This is a genomic window from Pseudomonas sp. MF06569, from assembly GCF_059862735.1.
Window position 1 is genome coordinate 171,930 of sequence record NZ_JCBCUZ010000002.1, and the last position, 14,293, is coordinate 186,222.

General features: G+C 55.2%; 17 protein-coding genes and 1 tRNA gene. 12 read left to right on the plus strand and 6 right to left on the minus strand.

Features of this window, described 5'->3' with window-relative positions:
* Positions 1 to 39 precede the first annotated feature (39 nt).
* From AC19YQ_RS03170 to AC19YQ_RS03190, 5 genes are all read left to right on the plus strand, one after another.
* Positions 40 to 513: a translation initiation factor 2 gene (locus tag AC19YQ_RS03170; RefSeq protein WP_219262513.1), complete on the plus strand. Its 474-nt coding sequence runs from the start codon at positions 40 to 42 to the stop codon at positions 511 to 513.
* A gap of 153 nt (positions 514 to 666) precedes the next feature.
* The gene (locus AC19YQ_RS03175; protein WP_133075623.1) at positions 667 to 921 is read left to right on the plus strand and encodes a YkgJ family cysteine cluster protein; all 255 of its coding nucleotides are present in this window, start codon (positions 667 to 669) and stop codon (positions 919 to 921) included.
* Positions 922 to 968: 47 nt separating this feature from the next.
* Positions 969 to 1,577, plus strand: coding sequence for an START domain-containing protein (locus AC19YQ_RS03180; protein ID WP_133075622.1), 609 nt, complete (start codon positions 969 to 971; stop codon positions 1,575 to 1,577).
* 264 nt (positions 1,578 to 1,841) lie between these two features.
* Positions 1,842 to 2,183, plus strand: coding sequence for a ribonuclease E inhibitor RraB (locus AC19YQ_RS03185; protein ID WP_019827425.1), 342 nt, complete (start codon positions 1,842 to 1,844; stop codon positions 2,181 to 2,183).
* Positions 2,184 to 2,824: 641 nt separating this feature from the next.
* Complete coding sequence (locus AC19YQ_RS03190) at positions 2,825 to 3,547, plus strand: amidotransferase (protein ID WP_339474346.1); 723 nt, start codon at positions 2,825 to 2,827, stop codon at positions 3,545 to 3,547.
* A 110-nt stretch (positions 3,548 to 3,657) separates the two neighbouring features.
* On the opposite strand, the gene AC19YQ_RS03195 is transcribed toward AC19YQ_RS03190, so the two are convergent.
* The 3 genes from AC19YQ_RS03195 to AC19YQ_RS03205 form a co-directional block, all read right to left on the minus strand.
* Positions 3,658 to 4,629, minus strand: coding sequence for a magnesium and cobalt transport protein CorA (locus AC19YQ_RS03195; RefSeq protein WP_339474345.1), 972 nt, complete (start codon positions 4,627 to 4,629; stop codon positions 3,658 to 3,660).
* 83 nt (positions 4,630 to 4,712) lie between these two features.
* On the minus strand, positions 4,713 to 5,495 hold the full coding sequence (locus AC19YQ_RS03200) for a lysophospholipid acyltransferase family protein (protein WP_500594565.1): 783 nt from the start codon (positions 5,493 to 5,495) through the stop codon (positions 4,713 to 4,715).
* A gap of 219 nt (positions 5,496 to 5,714) precedes the next feature.
* Positions 5,715 to 6,404, minus strand: coding sequence for a crotonase/enoyl-CoA hydratase family protein (locus AC19YQ_RS03205; protein ID WP_339474341.1), 690 nt, complete (start codon positions 6,402 to 6,404; stop codon positions 5,715 to 5,717).
* 307 nt (positions 6,405 to 6,711) lie between these two features.
* Here AC19YQ_RS03205 and AC19YQ_RS03210 point away from each other — a divergent pair.
* The 6 genes from AC19YQ_RS03210 (at position 6,712) to AC19YQ_RS03235 (ending at position 11,415) form a co-directional block, all read left to right on the plus strand.
* Positions 6,712 to 6,801: transfer RNA gene (locus AC19YQ_RS03210), tRNA-Ser, on the plus strand.
* Positions 6,802 to 6,965: 164 nt separating this feature from the next.
* The gene (locus AC19YQ_RS03215; RefSeq protein ID WP_500594566.1) at positions 6,966 to 7,484 is read left to right on the plus strand and encodes a hypothetical protein; all 519 of its coding nucleotides are present in this window, start codon (positions 6,966 to 6,968) and stop codon (positions 7,482 to 7,484) included.
* Positions 7,485 to 7,847: 363 nt separating this feature from the next.
* The gene (locus AC19YQ_RS03220) at positions 7,848 to 9,023 is read left to right on the plus strand and encodes an acyl-CoA dehydrogenase family protein (RefSeq protein ID WP_500594567.1); all 1,176 of its coding nucleotides are present in this window, start codon (positions 7,848 to 7,850) and stop codon (positions 9,021 to 9,023) included.
* 2 nt (positions 9,024 to 9,025) lie between these two features.
* Positions 9,026 to 9,301 carry a MoaD/ThiS family protein gene (locus AC19YQ_RS03225; protein ID WP_339474333.1) on the plus strand — a complete coding sequence of 92 codons (276 nt, stop codon included), beginning with the start codon at positions 9,026 to 9,028 and terminating at the stop codon, positions 9,299 to 9,301.
* Positions 9,302 to 9,347: 46 nt separating this feature from the next.
* Positions 9,348 to 10,139, plus strand: a complete 792-nt coding sequence (locus AC19YQ_RS03230) for a hypothetical protein (protein WP_500594568.1) — start codon at positions 9,348 to 9,350, stop codon at positions 10,137 to 10,139.
* A 64-nt stretch (positions 10,140 to 10,203) separates the two neighbouring features.
* On the plus strand, positions 10,204 to 11,415 hold the full coding sequence (locus AC19YQ_RS03235) for a ThiF family adenylyltransferase (RefSeq protein WP_500594569.1): 1,212 nt from the start codon (positions 10,204 to 10,206) through the stop codon (positions 11,413 to 11,415).
* A 102-nt stretch (positions 11,416 to 11,517) separates the two neighbouring features.
* Here AC19YQ_RS03235 and AC19YQ_RS03240 read toward each other — a convergent pair whose 3' ends face one another.
* Positions 11,518 to 11,853, minus strand: a complete 336-nt coding sequence (locus AC19YQ_RS03240; protein ID WP_500594570.1) for a hypothetical protein — start codon at positions 11,851 to 11,853, stop codon at positions 11,518 to 11,520.
* Between the two features lie 210 nt (positions 11,854 to 12,063).
* Here AC19YQ_RS03240 and AC19YQ_RS03245 point away from each other — a divergent pair, with 210 nt between their 5' ends.
* Positions 12,064 to 12,582 carry a DUF4142 domain-containing protein gene (locus tag AC19YQ_RS03245; RefSeq protein WP_500594571.1) on the plus strand — a complete coding sequence of 173 codons (519 nt, stop codon included), beginning with the start codon at positions 12,064 to 12,066 and terminating at the stop codon, positions 12,580 to 12,582.
* A gap of 62 nt (positions 12,583 to 12,644) precedes the next feature.
* Here AC19YQ_RS03245 and AC19YQ_RS03250 read toward each other — a convergent pair whose 3' ends face one another.
* Positions 12,645 to 12,941, minus strand: a complete 297-nt coding sequence (locus AC19YQ_RS03250) for a DUF6388 family protein (RefSeq protein WP_133077879.1) — start codon at positions 12,939 to 12,941, stop codon at positions 12,645 to 12,647.
* Between the two features lie 106 nt (positions 12,942 to 13,047).
* The gene (locus AC19YQ_RS03255) at positions 13,048 to 14,250 is read right to left on the minus strand and encodes an MFS transporter (RefSeq protein WP_133077878.1); all 1,203 of its coding nucleotides are present in this window, start codon (positions 14,248 to 14,250) and stop codon (positions 13,048 to 13,050) included.
* Between the last annotated feature and the right edge of the window lie 43 nt (positions 14,251 to 14,293).

The window sequence follows — 14,293 nt, forward strand, 5'->3', positions numbered from 1 at the left end:
GCGAGCATACGCACCTGAACCGTTAAAGCTGTGGGAGTTATGAGAGCGACATTTTGTGTTGGCCTTTTGTTGGTGGGCGCCTTGAGTGCGCTCAATGCTGTGGCTGCGACAGCGGCCCCGGTACAACCTCCATCAACCTCCAGTCAGGCGCAATCTGCCCACTCGCCCGCCAAGCCTGGCGCCAGTGCGAAAAAGGCACCGGTCAAAAAGCGTGCACCCATCGCATCCAAATCCAAGTCGGCCCATGAAATCGCCAAGAAGCGATTGCCTGCGGCGACTCTCGACTTGCGCTTGCCGCCCGAGATGGTCAAGCAACTGCATCCTTTGGGCACTGTTCCCATGCCTGTGCACAAGCCGTTGCTGCCCAACATGTTTGGCGAGAAACCTGCCGAAGACAGCCCTTTTCAGCTCAACGGGCGGTTGCTCAGCAATGAGATGAACCTGCAGTTGCGCAATGAGGCCCGTCACAATGAAATCGAAGGCGCTGCGCTGGATTTCGAGTTCAAGCAATAAGTGTCGAGTGCTCAAAAACAGGCTTCTAAACTGACTGCTCAGTCACTGTCGTTTATCAGCACATTCTGCTGAACGGTCAATTTCAAACACCTGTTCCAGCGAGTACTATCCCTTGTCATCAACACACTTTGCCCCGAATGAGGTGCTAACGTCATGAATTGCCGTGAAGGCTGTGGCGCTTGCTGCATCGCCCCTTCCATCAGTACACCGCTGCCTGGCATGCCCAATGGCAAGCCGGCCGGGGAACGCTGCCTGCATCTTTCAGCCGACTACTTGTGTGGTTTGTTCGGCCAGCCACAACGTCCTGCAGTCTGTGGCGACTTCAAGGCCGACATCGAGGTATGCGGCAATAACCGGGAAGAAGCCATTAACCTGATCGGTTGGTGGGAGCAGATGACCGCGGCATAGTGTGTTTGTGACCAGTGAACAGACCTTCAACAATAAGGAATAAGACAATGGGTTCGTTGCATCGAGTGGCATTGGTATGTGGTTTGAGTGTTCTGCTGGTGGGCGTGGCCCAGGCCGAAGACTGGAAGGTCGCCAAGGATCAGGACGGCATCAAGGTCTCGCTGAGTGAAGTCGCCGGCTCCCAATACAAGGCCTACCAGGGCGTGACGACCATCAAGGCGCCGCTGGCCAAGATCAGCAAAATACAGGAAGACGTGGCGGGCGCTTGCGCCTGGATCCATGAATGCCAATCGCAAAAGCTGCTCAAGCATGAAGGCGATCAGAGCTGGACCTACACCCAGTTCAAAACACCTTGGCCGGTCACCCCGCGTGACTCGGTGCTGCTGGTGACGACTGCACAGGGCGCAGATGGCAGCCTGACCCGTACGCTCAAAGGCATGCCGACCTACGTCCCGGAAGAAAAGGGCTTTGTGCGGGTGGCTCAGGTCAATGGTTTCTGGAAGCTTGTGCCTAAAGGCGACAACTTGACCGAGGTGACGTATCAGGTTCATACCGAGCCGGGCGGCAGCGTGCCTTCCTGGTTGGCCAACAAGTTTGTGGTCGATGCCCCGTTCAATACCCTCAAGGGGCTTAAGGAGCGTGCTGAAAAGCCATAACGCTGATCGGGCATGCCTGGTCCTGGGCAGCGCATCTGTCCAGGTGCCGGGTGCAGGTTTTGCAGGCAAGCGTAAAACCTGTTGAATTTCATGGCTTACCCCCTTGGCAGGCACTGCGCCGTGGAGCTACTCTGCATCCAGACCAGCGAAGTAATCGACTGGCTCTGATCTTGTTCGCTACATGCTTATTACTCCCCTTGTCACGGCATACCTGCTGCCGATAGGGGAGCGCTGAATGTCTATCCATTGCGAGGAGGACGTTTCATGAGCACAGCCCATCAAGAAGACCTCAGCAGCTATGTGCTGCGCCGCATGAAAGAAGGCGGTTTTGATTTTTCACGCATCCATCCAATCGAGTTTTACGCGATCTTCCCGGACGAGGAGCGGGCGCGCAGGGCTGCAGGTAAATTTTGTGGTGAATCCCTGAACGCACAAATCAATGTGCGTGATGACGGGGCGTGGTATCTGGAATTAAGCAAAGTGATGTACGCCACCTATGGTGGTATCGGTGATTTTGAGCAGGACTTTGAAGCTGTCGTGGTACCCCTGGGCGGCATTATTGAAGGCTGGGGTGTAAAGCAGGAGGTGCGCGGCCTGTTGAATTGATAGATGTTTGACCGGTTAGCGGCTGGCCTCAGGGCTGGCCGTTCTGGTTTTTGCGCCAGGCAATTAGCCCCCGCAACCTGTAGTCGACGAAGACGCGCAGCAGCTGCGCGTCTTCGGTATTTGGGCGAGTCTTTAGCCGATGACCTTGGTCAAGTTCGGCAAGATCAGCAGCAAGGTGGTAGCAAAGAGGATGAGTCCGGCCTGGCGTACTTTCGTATGTTTGAACATGGCTATCTGCCTTTTTTTGTTATTCCTGAACGACAATGCCTGCGCCAAGAACACCACGCCTTGAAAACAAAGCGGTCCTGACGACAGGCTTAACCTTAGAGCCCCCATAAGATATGGCTTAGAACCCTTTAACATCATTCAAGTGCAGTAAGTTTCTAAAACGCTATTAGGTTTATTGAGTTCGCCCTGTCAGCCCGTTGCTAGACGCAACGGGCTCTTTGCTCGTCAATATTCTTAGCGCCCTACCGTTCGTCCGGGAGCATTGTCCAGCCAGGTTTTGCCCTGCAAAAGCCCGGTGCCGTGAGGCTCAAGGGGGCATTACTACGTTCAGTACTTGCCATGAATTACCCTTTCAAGGCAGGCTCTGTCGAGTTGCTATCACTACTTTCGCCTTTATCGTGCCAGGTACTTTTATGTCGCTACGCATCTGCATTCTGGAAACCGACATTCTGCGTCCAGAGTTTGTTGATCAATATCAGGGTTACGGGCAGATGTTCGTGCGCCTGTTCTCCACGCAGCCTATCGCGGCACAATTCAGTGTTTTCAACGTGATGCATGGCGAGTATCCGTCTGACGACCAGTCTTTCGATGCTTATCTGGTAACCGGCAGCAAAGCTGACTCGTTTGGTTCCGATCCCTGGATCCAGACCTTGAAAACCTATTTGCTGACCCGCTATGAACGAGGCGACAAGCTGCTCGGCGTCTGTTTTGGTCATCAATTGCTGGCGCTTCTGCTGGGCGGCAAGAGCGAGCGCGCCATCCAGGGCTGGGGCGTCGGAACCCATCAGTACAAGCTGGCCGCCAAGGCGCCGTGGATGAGCCCTGTGGTTGAAGAGTTGACGCTACTGATCAGCCACCAGGACCAGGTCACGGCCTTGCCGGAAAACGCCACGGTAATCGCCTCCAGCGATTTCTGCCCGTTTGCCGCTTACCACATCAACGACCAGGTGCTGTGCTTCCAGGGGCATCCCGAGTTTATCCACGACTATTCGCGGGCCTTGCTTGACCTGCGCCAGGAACATTTGGGCGAGCAGATCTACAGCTCCGGCATCGCCAGCCTGGATCAAGACCATCATGGGCGCACGGTTGCCGAGTGGATGATGCGTTTTGTTTCGCACAAGCCGCAAACCGCCTGATACCCGGTTTGGCTCTTGTGGGAGCGGGCTTGCTCGCGATGGTTTCTACTCGGCATCGCTGATGCGCCGAGTTGTTTGAATCGCGAGCAAGCCCGCTCCCACGGGGCAGGTTACAGCCAGCCAGAGCGCTTGAAGCTCGCCCACAGGCCGGTCACGCCCAGCGTAATAAACCCCAGTACGCCGAAGTAACCGTAATGCCAGCTTAGCTCCGGCATGTTCTGGAAGTTCATCCCGTAAATGCCCGCCACTGCCGTGGGGAAGGCCAAAATGGCCGCCCAGGCGGCGAATTTGCGCTGCACGATGCTCTGGCGCGAGGACTCCAGCAACACGACGATCTCAATCGTCTGGGTGGCGATATCACGCAGGTTGGTGAGGTCTTCCATCTGGCGGGTGACATGAATCTGCACATCGCGAAAATACGGGCGCATGTTCTTGTCGATAAAGGGGAACGTCAGGCGTTGCAGTTCTTCGCTGATTTCCACCATGGGCGCTACATAACGGCGCAGTCGCAGCACGTCGCGGCGCAGGCCATGCAAGTGCACGATGTCAGCTTCATTGAGGGCATTGCCCATGATGCTTTGTTCAAGCTGTTCAATTTCGGCGTGGATGGCCTGGCTGACGGGCTGATAGCTCTCAGTCACGAAGTCGAGCAGGGCGTACAGCACAAAGTCCTCGCCATGCTCCAGCAGCAGCGGGCGAGCCTCACAGCGCTGGCGCACGGACTTGTACGAAGCCGAGTGGCCATTGCGGCTGGTGATGATGTAGCCGTTGCCAGCAAAGATATGGGTTTCTACAAACTCCAGTTGGCCTTCATGGCGAATGGGCGAGTAGATAACGATAAACAGCGCGTCGCCAAAAGTTTCGAGTTTGGGCCGGCTATGTTGCTCAAGGGCATCTTCGATGGCCAGTTCATGCAGATTGAACTGGCGCTGCAAGTTGCTCAGCTCTTGCGCGTCGGGCTGCTCCAGACCAATCCAGACGAAGTGGTCGGGCTTTTTGGCCCACTCGATCCCTTCGTCCAGAGTGATATTGGTGACTTTCTTGCCTGCGCTGTAAACCGCAGCAGCAACAACTCTCCCCATAGTTCTAATCGCTTCTTCTTCAAAGGGTTATGGCACGAAGATGCAGCTTAGCGTGCAATCCACCACTTTGAGTCTACAAACGTTCAGAGGTTCGGGTTGGACGCAGTCGTGTTGCGCCCTGCCACGGGCGGCACGTGACGGTTTTGTTGGCTCAGCAACTCTCGATCCATGGCTTCGATGCACTCGCGCATCTGCTCGTGGCACTGCTCCATGAGTTGCGGGATGTCGTCCAGAGTCAGGCCGGCGGTCGGGATCGCGGGCAAGGAGCGGATCTGGATATCGGCACTGTGCCAGCGGTTGAGCTTAAGGTGCTGGCTATAGGTGCTGACACACACCGGCACAATAGGCACTCCGGCAGTAATCGCCATCTGGAATGCGCCTTTTTTGAAGGGCAGCAGGGTTTTGCCCAGATTGCGCGTGCCTTCCGGAAAAACCCAGATGGACGTGTCTTTTTCCTGCAGGGTGCGGGTAGTGGTCAGCATCGATTTGCGGGCTTTCTGGGCGTTGCCCCGATCAATCAGCACGTTGCCCGCCAGCCAGAACAGTTGGCCGAACAACGGTACCCACTTAAGGCTTTTCTTGCCGATGCACACCGTGCGGTGCGGCACTACGTTGCCGAACACAAACAGATCGTAGTTGGATTGATGGTTGGCAATGACCACACAGCTTTGCGGCTTGTCCATCAACGGCCCAACCTCGGTCTTGAGCTTGTAGCCCAGGATCCATCTGGATGGCCAGGCATACAGTCGTGCGCACAGACGACTGTTGTCCGGGTTGAAAGGACGACAGATACCCAGCAGTACACCCAGCACGCCTGCGATCATAAAATGCAGACACATCAACAACATACGTATCGAAAGTAGCATTTACAGGCTCGCGAAAACAAAAGTCGGCGCAGTGTACGGATGTGCACTGTATTCAGCAATTACCCCGATACAACTAGGAGATGACTGAAGTTTAAGCAGTTGTTTCAACGTGCTTGTTGAGGGGCGGGCTAGAGATGTTCAGCAAGATATGGCTCAAGGCCAGGGGAGGGAGAATCCCGACCGCAGGCTGCAATCGGGACCCGTCGACAGGGGGCGGGGTCAGAGCGGGTGGAGCTGATCCTCCTCGATGGCCTTGTCCAGCGTCTCCAGCAGCGCTTTGCGTACCTTCAGCTTGGTGTTTTTGTGCGCCTTCATATTGATCTTCTTTAACTGACGGGCCACTTCGAGGGCGGCGGCCTGCAACTCTTCCGGCTTGACCACCTTGTCGAGGAAGCCTGCGTCGACGGCGGTGAGCGGGTTAAACATTTCGCCATTGATGACCGAGCGATGGAATGCGGATTTGCGCAGCCGGTCGCGGGCCAGTTCAATGCCGGCGTGGTGCATGGTCATGCCGATCTGCACTTCGTTCAGGCCGATGCTGAACGGGCCTTCGACGCCGATGCGGTAATCCACCGACAACAACAGGAATGCGCCCTTGGCCACCGCATGACCGGTGCAAGCGATAACCACCGGGAATGGGTGCGCCAGCATGCGGCGAGCCAGGGTCGACCCCTGCCTGACCAGCTCAATGGCTTGCTCGGGGCTGGCCGTCATCACCTTCAAGTCATAACCGCCCGAGAGAATGCCAGGTTGCCCGGTAATAATGACCACCGCGCGATCCTGCTCGGCGCGGTCCAGCGCGGCATTAAACGCAGTGATCACATCCGGTGAAATGGCATTGACCTTGCCATTGCTCAAGGTCAGCGTGGCGATACCGTCTTCCAGGTGGTAGGCAATCAAGTCACTCATGGCGCAATTCCTTGTTATGAAGTGGGGCAGACGTTACCCAGCCCCACGGCACAGGTAAAGGGCTATGACTGACTGGTGAGTCATGGGATTGGCCTTCGCCCTCTATATAGAAGGCAGCGGGGCAGCGATCGGGGCCGAGAGAGCAGCGCGTCAGAACCGGAATTTGGCAGAATCACCCGCGAAGGGCATGCCTCAAAAACGACTATTTTCGTAAGCACATGAAAATTCTGAAAAAAACATTTGTCATATCGAAAGCTTTCGACTACATTAGCGCGCCTCGACAGACATAACTTGTTTGAAGAGATACGGTGAAGTGTCCGAGTGGCTTAAGGAGCACGCCTGGAAAGTGTGTATACAAGAAATTGTATCGAGAGTTCGAATCTCTCCTTCACCGCCACATTAAGTAAACACAAACCCCTGATTTTCCTAGAGAAAGTCGGGGGTTTGTGGTTTCTGGCGTCTGAAAAAGGGCAGTATGGGAACAATATGGGAACACGACCGCTGAACGGCCCGTATCCTGCCTGAAGGCTCTTCTTCGAACTCAAATGGATTTAGACGATTATGAAAGTGCTTCCCCTTGGTGTGCTGGTGTTGCTGACTGCAGGTTGCGTCCAGGTCCAGCAGTACACGCCCCCTCCCGGTGCCCTTCAGGCGCAGATCCGCAGCGAAATGGACGCCTTGAGCAATTATCGAAACTACCTGACCCTGACCGAAGCTCCGATTGTGGGCTGCAAGTACGGCAGGACCGTGGCGGTGAAGCCAGGTCGGCAATTGTTCGCCGTGCGGGACAAAACATCCCGGCCAGCAGGCTTTATCCCGGTAGAAGCGGCAAAACCCATCCATTTGGTAGTGGATGGCGCAGCTAATGCCGGCCGTAGATGCAAGATCGAATTCGTCAGCGAGTTCGCCCCGGCTGCCCGTTATGTCATTAAGGGAGGCATTGTCGAGAGCCCCGAGACTTACGATTCGTGCCAGGTCAAAATCTTCAACGAGGACACCGGAGCGCCTCTGTTGATGCTCGAGCCGTCAACGCTCAAGAACGACTGTGCTCTGGACAAGTTGCCGTTTACGGCGCGTTGATTGTTGCAGGCAAGGACGTGTAGTCGCTGACAAGCGGCGTGAGGCTGCGTCGGTAGACGCAGTCGTCGCACAATGTGCGGCTGCAAGGCACCCGCTAAATCCGAATGGCTGGATGTGTGATCGCCGCGCCAGCGGGTCACGTTAATGATGCCAACAGTCTCATTTTTAATAGTGAGCGTTATCGGTAACTTAGAAGAGTATGAGCGGTGTCATATTTAACGGGTCGGGTTTATTTGCGCTAAGGCGCCTTGCATGTTTTTAGTTCTGACCTAATATCTGTTCGCACTAAGCAGCGCGACACGATTCCAGGACCGGTTTTCTGTCGCGCCTGCTTTCCAATCATTTGACGTAGAAGGAACTACGATGAATGTTGACTGGCAAGGTGCGGGTGATATTCAGGCTATTTTCGGCACACTGATTGACAAGGAGCTTAATTGCACCGTCGAAGAACGTGACCGTCTCTCTATTCCTATTTCCAACGCGCTGATAGAAAAGTTTGCCCGACGGGGGTTGTATAAATACAACTTGCCCGCCGTGTGGTGTGGTCAGGAAGTTGGTTATGCCCAGTGGGGCCGTGTGCTGGAAAAGCTCGGGTATTTATCCGCGGACTTATCGTTTCCCTTTTTGATATCCGTGAGGATGTCATTTATTTCTTTTTTAATTGCGGTGGGGCGAGAGGATATAAATAACGAATACCTGGTTCACCTGATTGAGGGTAAAACAGGTGGTGCATTTGCTTATACAGAAGATGCCGATGCTTTTTCTTTTGTCTCCCGTGCCGTGCCCTCTGCGGACGGTAAAACCTATACGGTTAATGCCGTGAAGAAAATCGTTACCGGCGGTGAGACGGCGAATTATTTTTTGCTGTTTGTCCATGGTGATACTGCGGACATGCAAGTGTTTCTTGTGCACGCCGACGATCCGGGTGTTGTGGTGACACCGAGCGTGATGCATGGCTGTCGTTCAACAGGGATTGCCTGTTTGACATTGACAGATGTGCAACTGGATAAACACCGCTTGTTGCTGGCCACGGACGGCCTGAGTTTTGCGCAGCGTTACTTCCTTAATTGCAGGCGCTCATTGCAAACCACCTTGTTTTTAGGGCGCGCCCGCGCCGTGATTGAAACCACCGTGGCGTATTTGCAAAACACTGTGCGTTACGATCAGCAGTTGATCGATATGCAGCATGTTCAGGCCTGTATCGGTGAAATGTATATGGCGCTTGAGTCATCCCGCACCTTGGTCCATTACTCACTGGAGCGTCAGGTCAGGCAAGAGTCTGACGTGTACTGGGATGCAGTGGCTTCAATGGCCAAGTATCAGGCGGTGGAGGATGTGAACAAAATCGCCCTCCAGGCCCTGAACCTGACGGGGGGCTGGGGCTATACCGAAAGCAGCGGTATCGGCCGGGCGCACCGTGACTTTACGGCCCTGGTGGCAGGGGCCGATCCGCAGGAAAAGCTCAAGGTTGATATGGGGATTCGGATGGTGCACGACCTGGACATGATGTCCCGGCGTTCTTCAAAAAAGGAGAGTTGAACATGAAGATCAAGTTGTCAGGCAATTTGGCACGTTTTGTTAACTACAAAAAAGAGTTGCAACTTGAGGGGGATGGTTTTCAGACCGTGGGCGATGCGCTGCACGCGTTGGTGGGGAGTTATCCGGTATTGAAGGATATTATTTTCGATAAGGATCGCAACGTTAAAAAAGGCTATTTGATTTCTTTGAATGGCGAAAAAGTTGACGCGGCAGCTCAGGTAAGTAAAGGCGGTGAGGGTGACTGTATTGATATTTTCACTGCGATAGCCGGGGGTTGATGCTATGCAAACCAGAACAATAAAGGTTTCCCATCCGGTAGAGTCCATGCTGTTTGGACCTTTCCAGTTTCATGCCCATTCGCTGATGTTGCTGAGTTTCAGTTCGATGTGGTCCTGGGGCAGTACCTATCTGTCAGTTTCCTTTCCGGGGATGATCAAGGAATATCATCAGGGCATGGTGGCTGTGGGCGCCGAAGTTGAATATGTCGAACCTTTTGAAATGTTCTCGGCCGACGAGTTTTCGGTGTCGGTCGATGAATTCAAGGTGCGCCAGGGCAACTCTGTGTTTCAAGTACTGCACCTGATTCGTGCCCAGGGCGTGGTGGTTGCCAGGGTCAAGGTTCGCTGGAAACTGCTGGAACTGGATGGTGATGAAGCACTGTCCGCAACCCCAGGGGTTATTCGGCCCGCTTTTTTACAGAAGTTTCTTCCCGAAGAAGTTGACCCTTCACGGGTTGAACGACCTTTGCTGGCACAACTGGAAAACTTGAAAGAGCATGGGCAACTCTGTGCCGAGTTTGAACATGACTTCACCCTGTTCCGACATCGCTGTGAAGTGGCTGATCAATGGGCGTTCTTTGAGTTGCCTACACTGGCCTCGGAAAGCAGGGAGTCATTAATCGATTCCCTGCAGGAAGATCCAGGTGAACTTGCCAGTTCACTGGGCTTGGCCCTGAATACTATTTACATGGAATGGCGTTGCCCTTTTTATCTTTTGGAAAAGGGCCGTGTTAAAACCCAGGCTTATCGGCTGCAGGGCAAACTGTATTTTGCACATCATGTTTTCAACCTGACGCGCGCCAATACATTGGCCGCGATTGTGATTGAAGCGTTTTAAATGCGAATCAGGCTTTTTGCCTGTCTCGTCAACCCGATCCTGAAAAAGTGAAGGGAGCAACACCATGAGCAGGGAGGCTAATGCGATCGAGTATGACCAGCTTACCGCGGGTGAGATGGGGATGTATTCCCGTCACTTGCTGATCCCCGCGATCGGCGTCAAAGGTCAGCTGGCATTGAAAAATGCCAGCGTACTAATGATTGGAGCGGGCGGCCTGGGGTGCCCGGCGCTGCTTTATCTGGCGGCTGCCGGGGTGGGGCGGCTGGGAATTATCGATGCCGACCAGATCAATGTGTCCAATGTGCACCGCCAGGTGCTGTTTCGCATCACCGATAAAGGTCAGAACAAGGCCGATGTCGCCAAGCGGCGTTTGCAAAAACTCAATCCCTACATCGAGATCGAAACCTGGATCGAGCGCTTTAACCTCGACAATGCCCAGGCGCTTGTGGCCGATTACGACATCATTGTCGATGGCACTGACAACTTTACCGCCAAGTACCTGATCAACGATGCCTGTGTCTATGGCGGCAAGCCGCTGGTATATGGCGCCATCATGCAGTTCGAGGGGCATGTCACGGTGTTCAACGCGCTGGATGAGCAAGGCCGTCGTGGCGCCAATTATCGTGATCTCTACGATGCTCCGCCTGACGCCGCGTTGGCGCCCAACTGCGCAGAAGCCGGGGTGCTGGGGGTGCTGCCCGGCATGATTGGCTGCTTTCAGGCCAATGAAGTGATCAAGCTGATTACCGGGATCGGGCGGCCGCTGATCAACCGCCTGATGGTCTACGACGCCCTTGAGGCCACGAGCCGGCAGATCGGATTTTCGCCTGTCGCCGATAACCCCCTCAGGGACCCGCTGCGCCCGCCAGTGCTGGAAGAAATGGCACAAGTCTGTAGCGCGCCAGGCGTCACCGATGACTTTGTGCTGAGCATTGACGACTTTGCCGCGCTGATCAGTGAAACGTCGATCCATCTGATGGATGTGCGTGAAGGGCATGAGCGCGAACAGGTATCGATCGGTGGCGAACATGTACCGTTAGGGCAGGTGGGCGAGTGGGCAGCACAGTGCCTGGACGACAGGCCGATCGTGATTTACTGCCAGTCGGGTGTTCGCAGCCAGAAGGCGGCGAGAATCCTCGCGCAGCAAGCGCTCAGGTCACCGATTTTCAGCTTGAAAGGCGGCTTGAGTGCGTTTTTGGGCGCAGATAGCTATGCGCAGATGATGGCTGAACTGGTGTTCTGTGAATGTCCCATGAGCCATCAGGCTCGCGTGTAAAAAACGTGTGGGTCAGGCTTGTTTGCGATGCAGATTAAGTGGCTTGTCTGGCATTCAGTCGCAAGCCTGCCTGCTCCCACAGGGTCGTTGTTAGCGCGATGATCAGGTAGACGGGCGATTGATATCCAGCGCCTTGGAGATGGCTTGCTCTGCCTCGACGAAGGCAGGTGTCCTGCCAGCGTCGGCATAAATGTCTTCACCTTCTTCAACCCTGATGACCTCATTACCCTTCACGTATGGCATGGCCTCTTCCGCTTGCATGAGCGCACTGTGGATCAGCCCCCGGGTGATGGTGGCCTCCTCCAGCCCGTAGGCTTGCGCGAAGGCCTTGATTTTGACCAGATCATGTTTGTGCAGCTCAAGGGTGTATTCAACCCGCTCACTTGATTCCTGAGACCTGGATTCCCAGTTGTTGAGCATGTCCTTGAAGACGTCCATAAAGCTTCTCCTGTTTGACGGCAGTGTTTGCGGACAGTATGGCTCACGGTTCGCTGACATGATGGCAAGTCCAGCGCAGATCGTTGTTCGGCAAGGGCTGATAGCCTGAAGTGCCACCCGTCAGAAAAAACGGTATTTATCTAAACCTTTGCTCCCACAGGCCTTCAGATCCTGTGCAGGGAATAAACCTGCCTTTTTTTGGAGGACGTGATGAAAACCCTGATTGGCCCTAAACGCTGGCTGGCAAGTTGTGCCTTGGTCTATTCCCTGGTCGCGACAGCCACAGCATTCGCAGCCAGTCCGGCAGACTTTGTTGATGAGGCCCATGCAGCAGGGATTGCCGAGATTGAAACCAGCCGCATGGCGATCAGTAAAACCTCTTCGACGGACATAGAAAGCTATGCCGTGGAGGCAATCAAGGACCATACCAATGCCAACCGGGACTTGAAGGAGATTGCCAGCAAGCTGGACCTGCAGGTTTCCAGCGATGAGCAGCTACTGGACAGGGCCAAAAAGCAGATGCTTGAAGTGCAGGAGGGGGATTCTTTTGATGCGGCCTTTGCGGCCAATCAGGTTAAAACCCATGAAGAGACTATTGAGTTGTTCAAACAGCAGGCCAGCAATGCTGACTCGCCCGAGTTGCAGGCATTTGCCGAGAAATATTTGCCCAAGCTTGAAATGCATCTGGTGATGGCCAGGAAACTGATGGATGCCCATCACAAATCCTGATGCCTTGAAAAAACAACGCCCGGTGAGTAATCAACCGGGCGTTGTGTGTGCAGCGGGCTGGTTCAGACGGTGATTTCGTTGAAACCGCAATACTCTTCCCAGCTCATGTCCAGCGCCTCGGCGACTTCCTGATGCACTTCAAGGCGCATGCTCTTGAGCTCTTCGGGGGAGCGTGCGATCAGTTCCAGCGCCAGCTCCCAGGCTTCAAGGCCGCGACTTTCGGCTTCGTCTTCAAAGGCCCACAGAATCTGCTGCTGGCGGTCCTCTGCGCTCAGATCTTTCATTTCTTCGATCAGTTCAGGGTGCGCCTTGATAAAAGTATCCAGGGCCAGTTCGTTACGGGATTCTTTAGGGATCATATGGCGTCTCGGATCGTTAGGGCGGCCTGCGTGGGCAGACCGTCGTCAGGGCGTTTTCTCGCATGCTAGCGAGTTAGCAATACGATGAAAAGCGCCATATGACCGGTCAGCCTGCGGTTTGTATCTTGCTTTCGCGTTGCAGGCTGTAGCCCCAGACCGCCAGCGCCAGCGTTGCGACCACCGAGCCAACTACCACGATGCCGTCCCAGCCGTACACCGGATAGGTCTGCGCGCCCGCCAGGGAGCCCAGTGCGCCACCAATGAAGTAGCAGGTGATGTAACCGGCGTTCAGGCGGTTGCGGGCGGCAGGACGTACCTTGAACACCGCATTCTGATTGCTGACATGGACCAGTTGCACTGCAAAATCCAGGGCCAGTACGCCGATCAGCAAGGCGATCAACGAGTGACCGGCGAATGCCATTGGCAGCCAGCTCGCCAGCAGGACCAGCAGGCCGACGGTCGTGGCCTGTTGGCCTTTGCCGCGATCGGCCATGCGTCCGGCCCAGTTTGCCGCCACCGCACCGACTGCCCCCGCCAGGCCAAACAGGCCGATAACCGCATCCGAGTAGCTGTAGGGCGGTACTGCCAGCAGAAAGGCCAGTGGGGTCCAGAACAGGGCAAACAGCGAGAAAGTCAGCAGGCCCAGTAGCGCGCGCAGGCGCAGTATTGGCTCTTCGACAAACAGGGTGAACACCGATCCCAGCAGTTTTGGATAGCTCAGGCCAGCGCTCTGGTGATGGTTGGGCAGGGCGCAAAACAGGGAGATGGCACTGACCAGCATCAAGGCCGCAGCCACCAGATAGATGGTTCGCCAGTCACCGGCCGACGACAGCGCCCCGGCCACGGTGCGCGCCAGCAATATCCCCAGCAGCAAGCCGCTCATCAGCGTCCCCACCACTCGGCCTCGGCTCAGGGGGTCGGTCAGGCTGGCAGCCATTGGCACCAGTACTTGTGCAGAAACTGAAAACAGCCCGGTTATCGCCGTGCCAACCAAAAGCCACGTCACCGACGGTGCAAACGCGCTGAGCAAAAGGCCCAGTGCGCTGAGCACGGTCATGGTAACGATCAGCCGACGTTGTTCGAACAGATCGCCCAGAGGTACCAGCAGCAACAGGCCGGCGCCGTAACTCAATTGCGCGGTGATCACCACGTTACCGGCGCTGCTCATGCTCAAACCCAGTTCCTGGGCGATGGTGTGCAGCAAGGGCTGTGCGTAATAGTTACTGGCGACAGCCAGGCCGGTGGCGGTGGCCATCAGCAAGATGAGGGCAGTGCTTAAAGGTTTGGTGGCAGTTGTAGAAGCGGACATTGACTGTCTCATCGGCATGGGGAGTGCGCGGAAGTATCAGAAT

What these genes read in the sequence shown, in the direction of transcription:
- AC19YQ_RS03180 (WP_133075622.1), top strand. Translation starts at nt 969, where the DNA reads ATGGGTTCGTTGCATCGAGTGGCATTGGTATGTGGTTTGAGTGTTCTG.
- AC19YQ_RS03245 (WP_500594571.1), top strand. Translation starts at nt 12,064, where the DNA reads ATGAAAACCCTGATTGGCCCTAAACGCTGGCTGGCAAGTTGTGCCTTG.
- AC19YQ_RS03220 (WP_500594567.1), top strand. Translation starts at nt 7,848, where the DNA reads ATGAATGTTGACTGGCAAGGTGCGGGTGATATTCAGGCTATTTTCGGC.
- AC19YQ_RS03190 (WP_339474346.1), top strand. Translation starts at nt 2,825, where the DNA reads ATGTCGCTACGCATCTGCATTCTGGAAACCGACATTCTGCGTCCAGAG.
- AC19YQ_RS03240 (WP_500594570.1), bottom strand. Translation starts at nt 11,853, where the DNA reads ATGGACGTCTTCAAGGACATGCTCAACAACTGGGAATCCAGGTCTCAG.
- AC19YQ_RS03175 (WP_133075623.1), top strand. Translation starts at nt 667, where the DNA reads ATGAATTGCCGTGAAGGCTGTGGCGCTTGCTGCATCGCCCCTTCCATC.
- AC19YQ_RS03250 (WP_133077879.1), bottom strand. Translation starts at nt 12,941, where the DNA reads ATGATCCCTAAAGAATCCCGTAACGAACTGGCCCTGGATACTTTTATC.
- AC19YQ_RS03230 (WP_500594568.1), top strand. Translation starts at nt 9,348, where the DNA reads ATGCTGTTTGGACCTTTCCAGTTTCATGCCCATTCGCTGATGTTGCTG.
- AC19YQ_RS03195 (WP_339474345.1), bottom strand. Translation starts at nt 4,629, where the DNA reads ATGGGGAGAGTTGTTGCTGCTGCGGTTTACAGCGCAGGCAAGAAAGTC.
- AC19YQ_RS03215 (WP_500594566.1), top strand. Translation starts at nt 6,966, where the DNA reads ATGAAAGTGCTTCCCCTTGGTGTGCTGGTGTTGCTGACTGCAGGTTGC.
- AC19YQ_RS03185 (WP_019827425.1), top strand. Translation starts at nt 1,842, where the DNA reads ATGAGCACAGCCCATCAAGAAGACCTCAGCAGCTATGTGCTGCGCCGC.
- AC19YQ_RS03170 (WP_219262513.1), top strand. Translation starts at nt 40, where the DNA reads ATGAGAGCGACATTTTGTGTTGGCCTTTTGTTGGTGGGCGCCTTGAGT.
- AC19YQ_RS03225 (WP_339474333.1), top strand. Translation starts at nt 9,026, where the DNA reads ATGAAGATCAAGTTGTCAGGCAATTTGGCACGTTTTGTTAACTACAAA.
- AC19YQ_RS03235 (WP_500594569.1), top strand. Translation starts at nt 10,204, where the DNA reads ATGAGCAGGGAGGCTAATGCGATCGAGTATGACCAGCTTACCGCGGGT.
- AC19YQ_RS03255 (WP_133077878.1), bottom strand. Translation starts at nt 14,250, where the DNA reads ATGTCCGCTTCTACAACTGCCACCAAACCTTTAAGCACTGCCCTCATC.
- AC19YQ_RS03205 (WP_339474341.1), bottom strand. Translation starts at nt 6,404, where the DNA reads ATGAGTGACTTGATTGCCTACCACCTGGAAGACGGTATCGCCACGCTG.
- AC19YQ_RS03200 (WP_500594565.1), bottom strand. Translation starts at nt 5,495, where the DNA reads ATGCTACTTTCGATACGTATGTTGTTGATGTGTCTGCATTTTATGATC.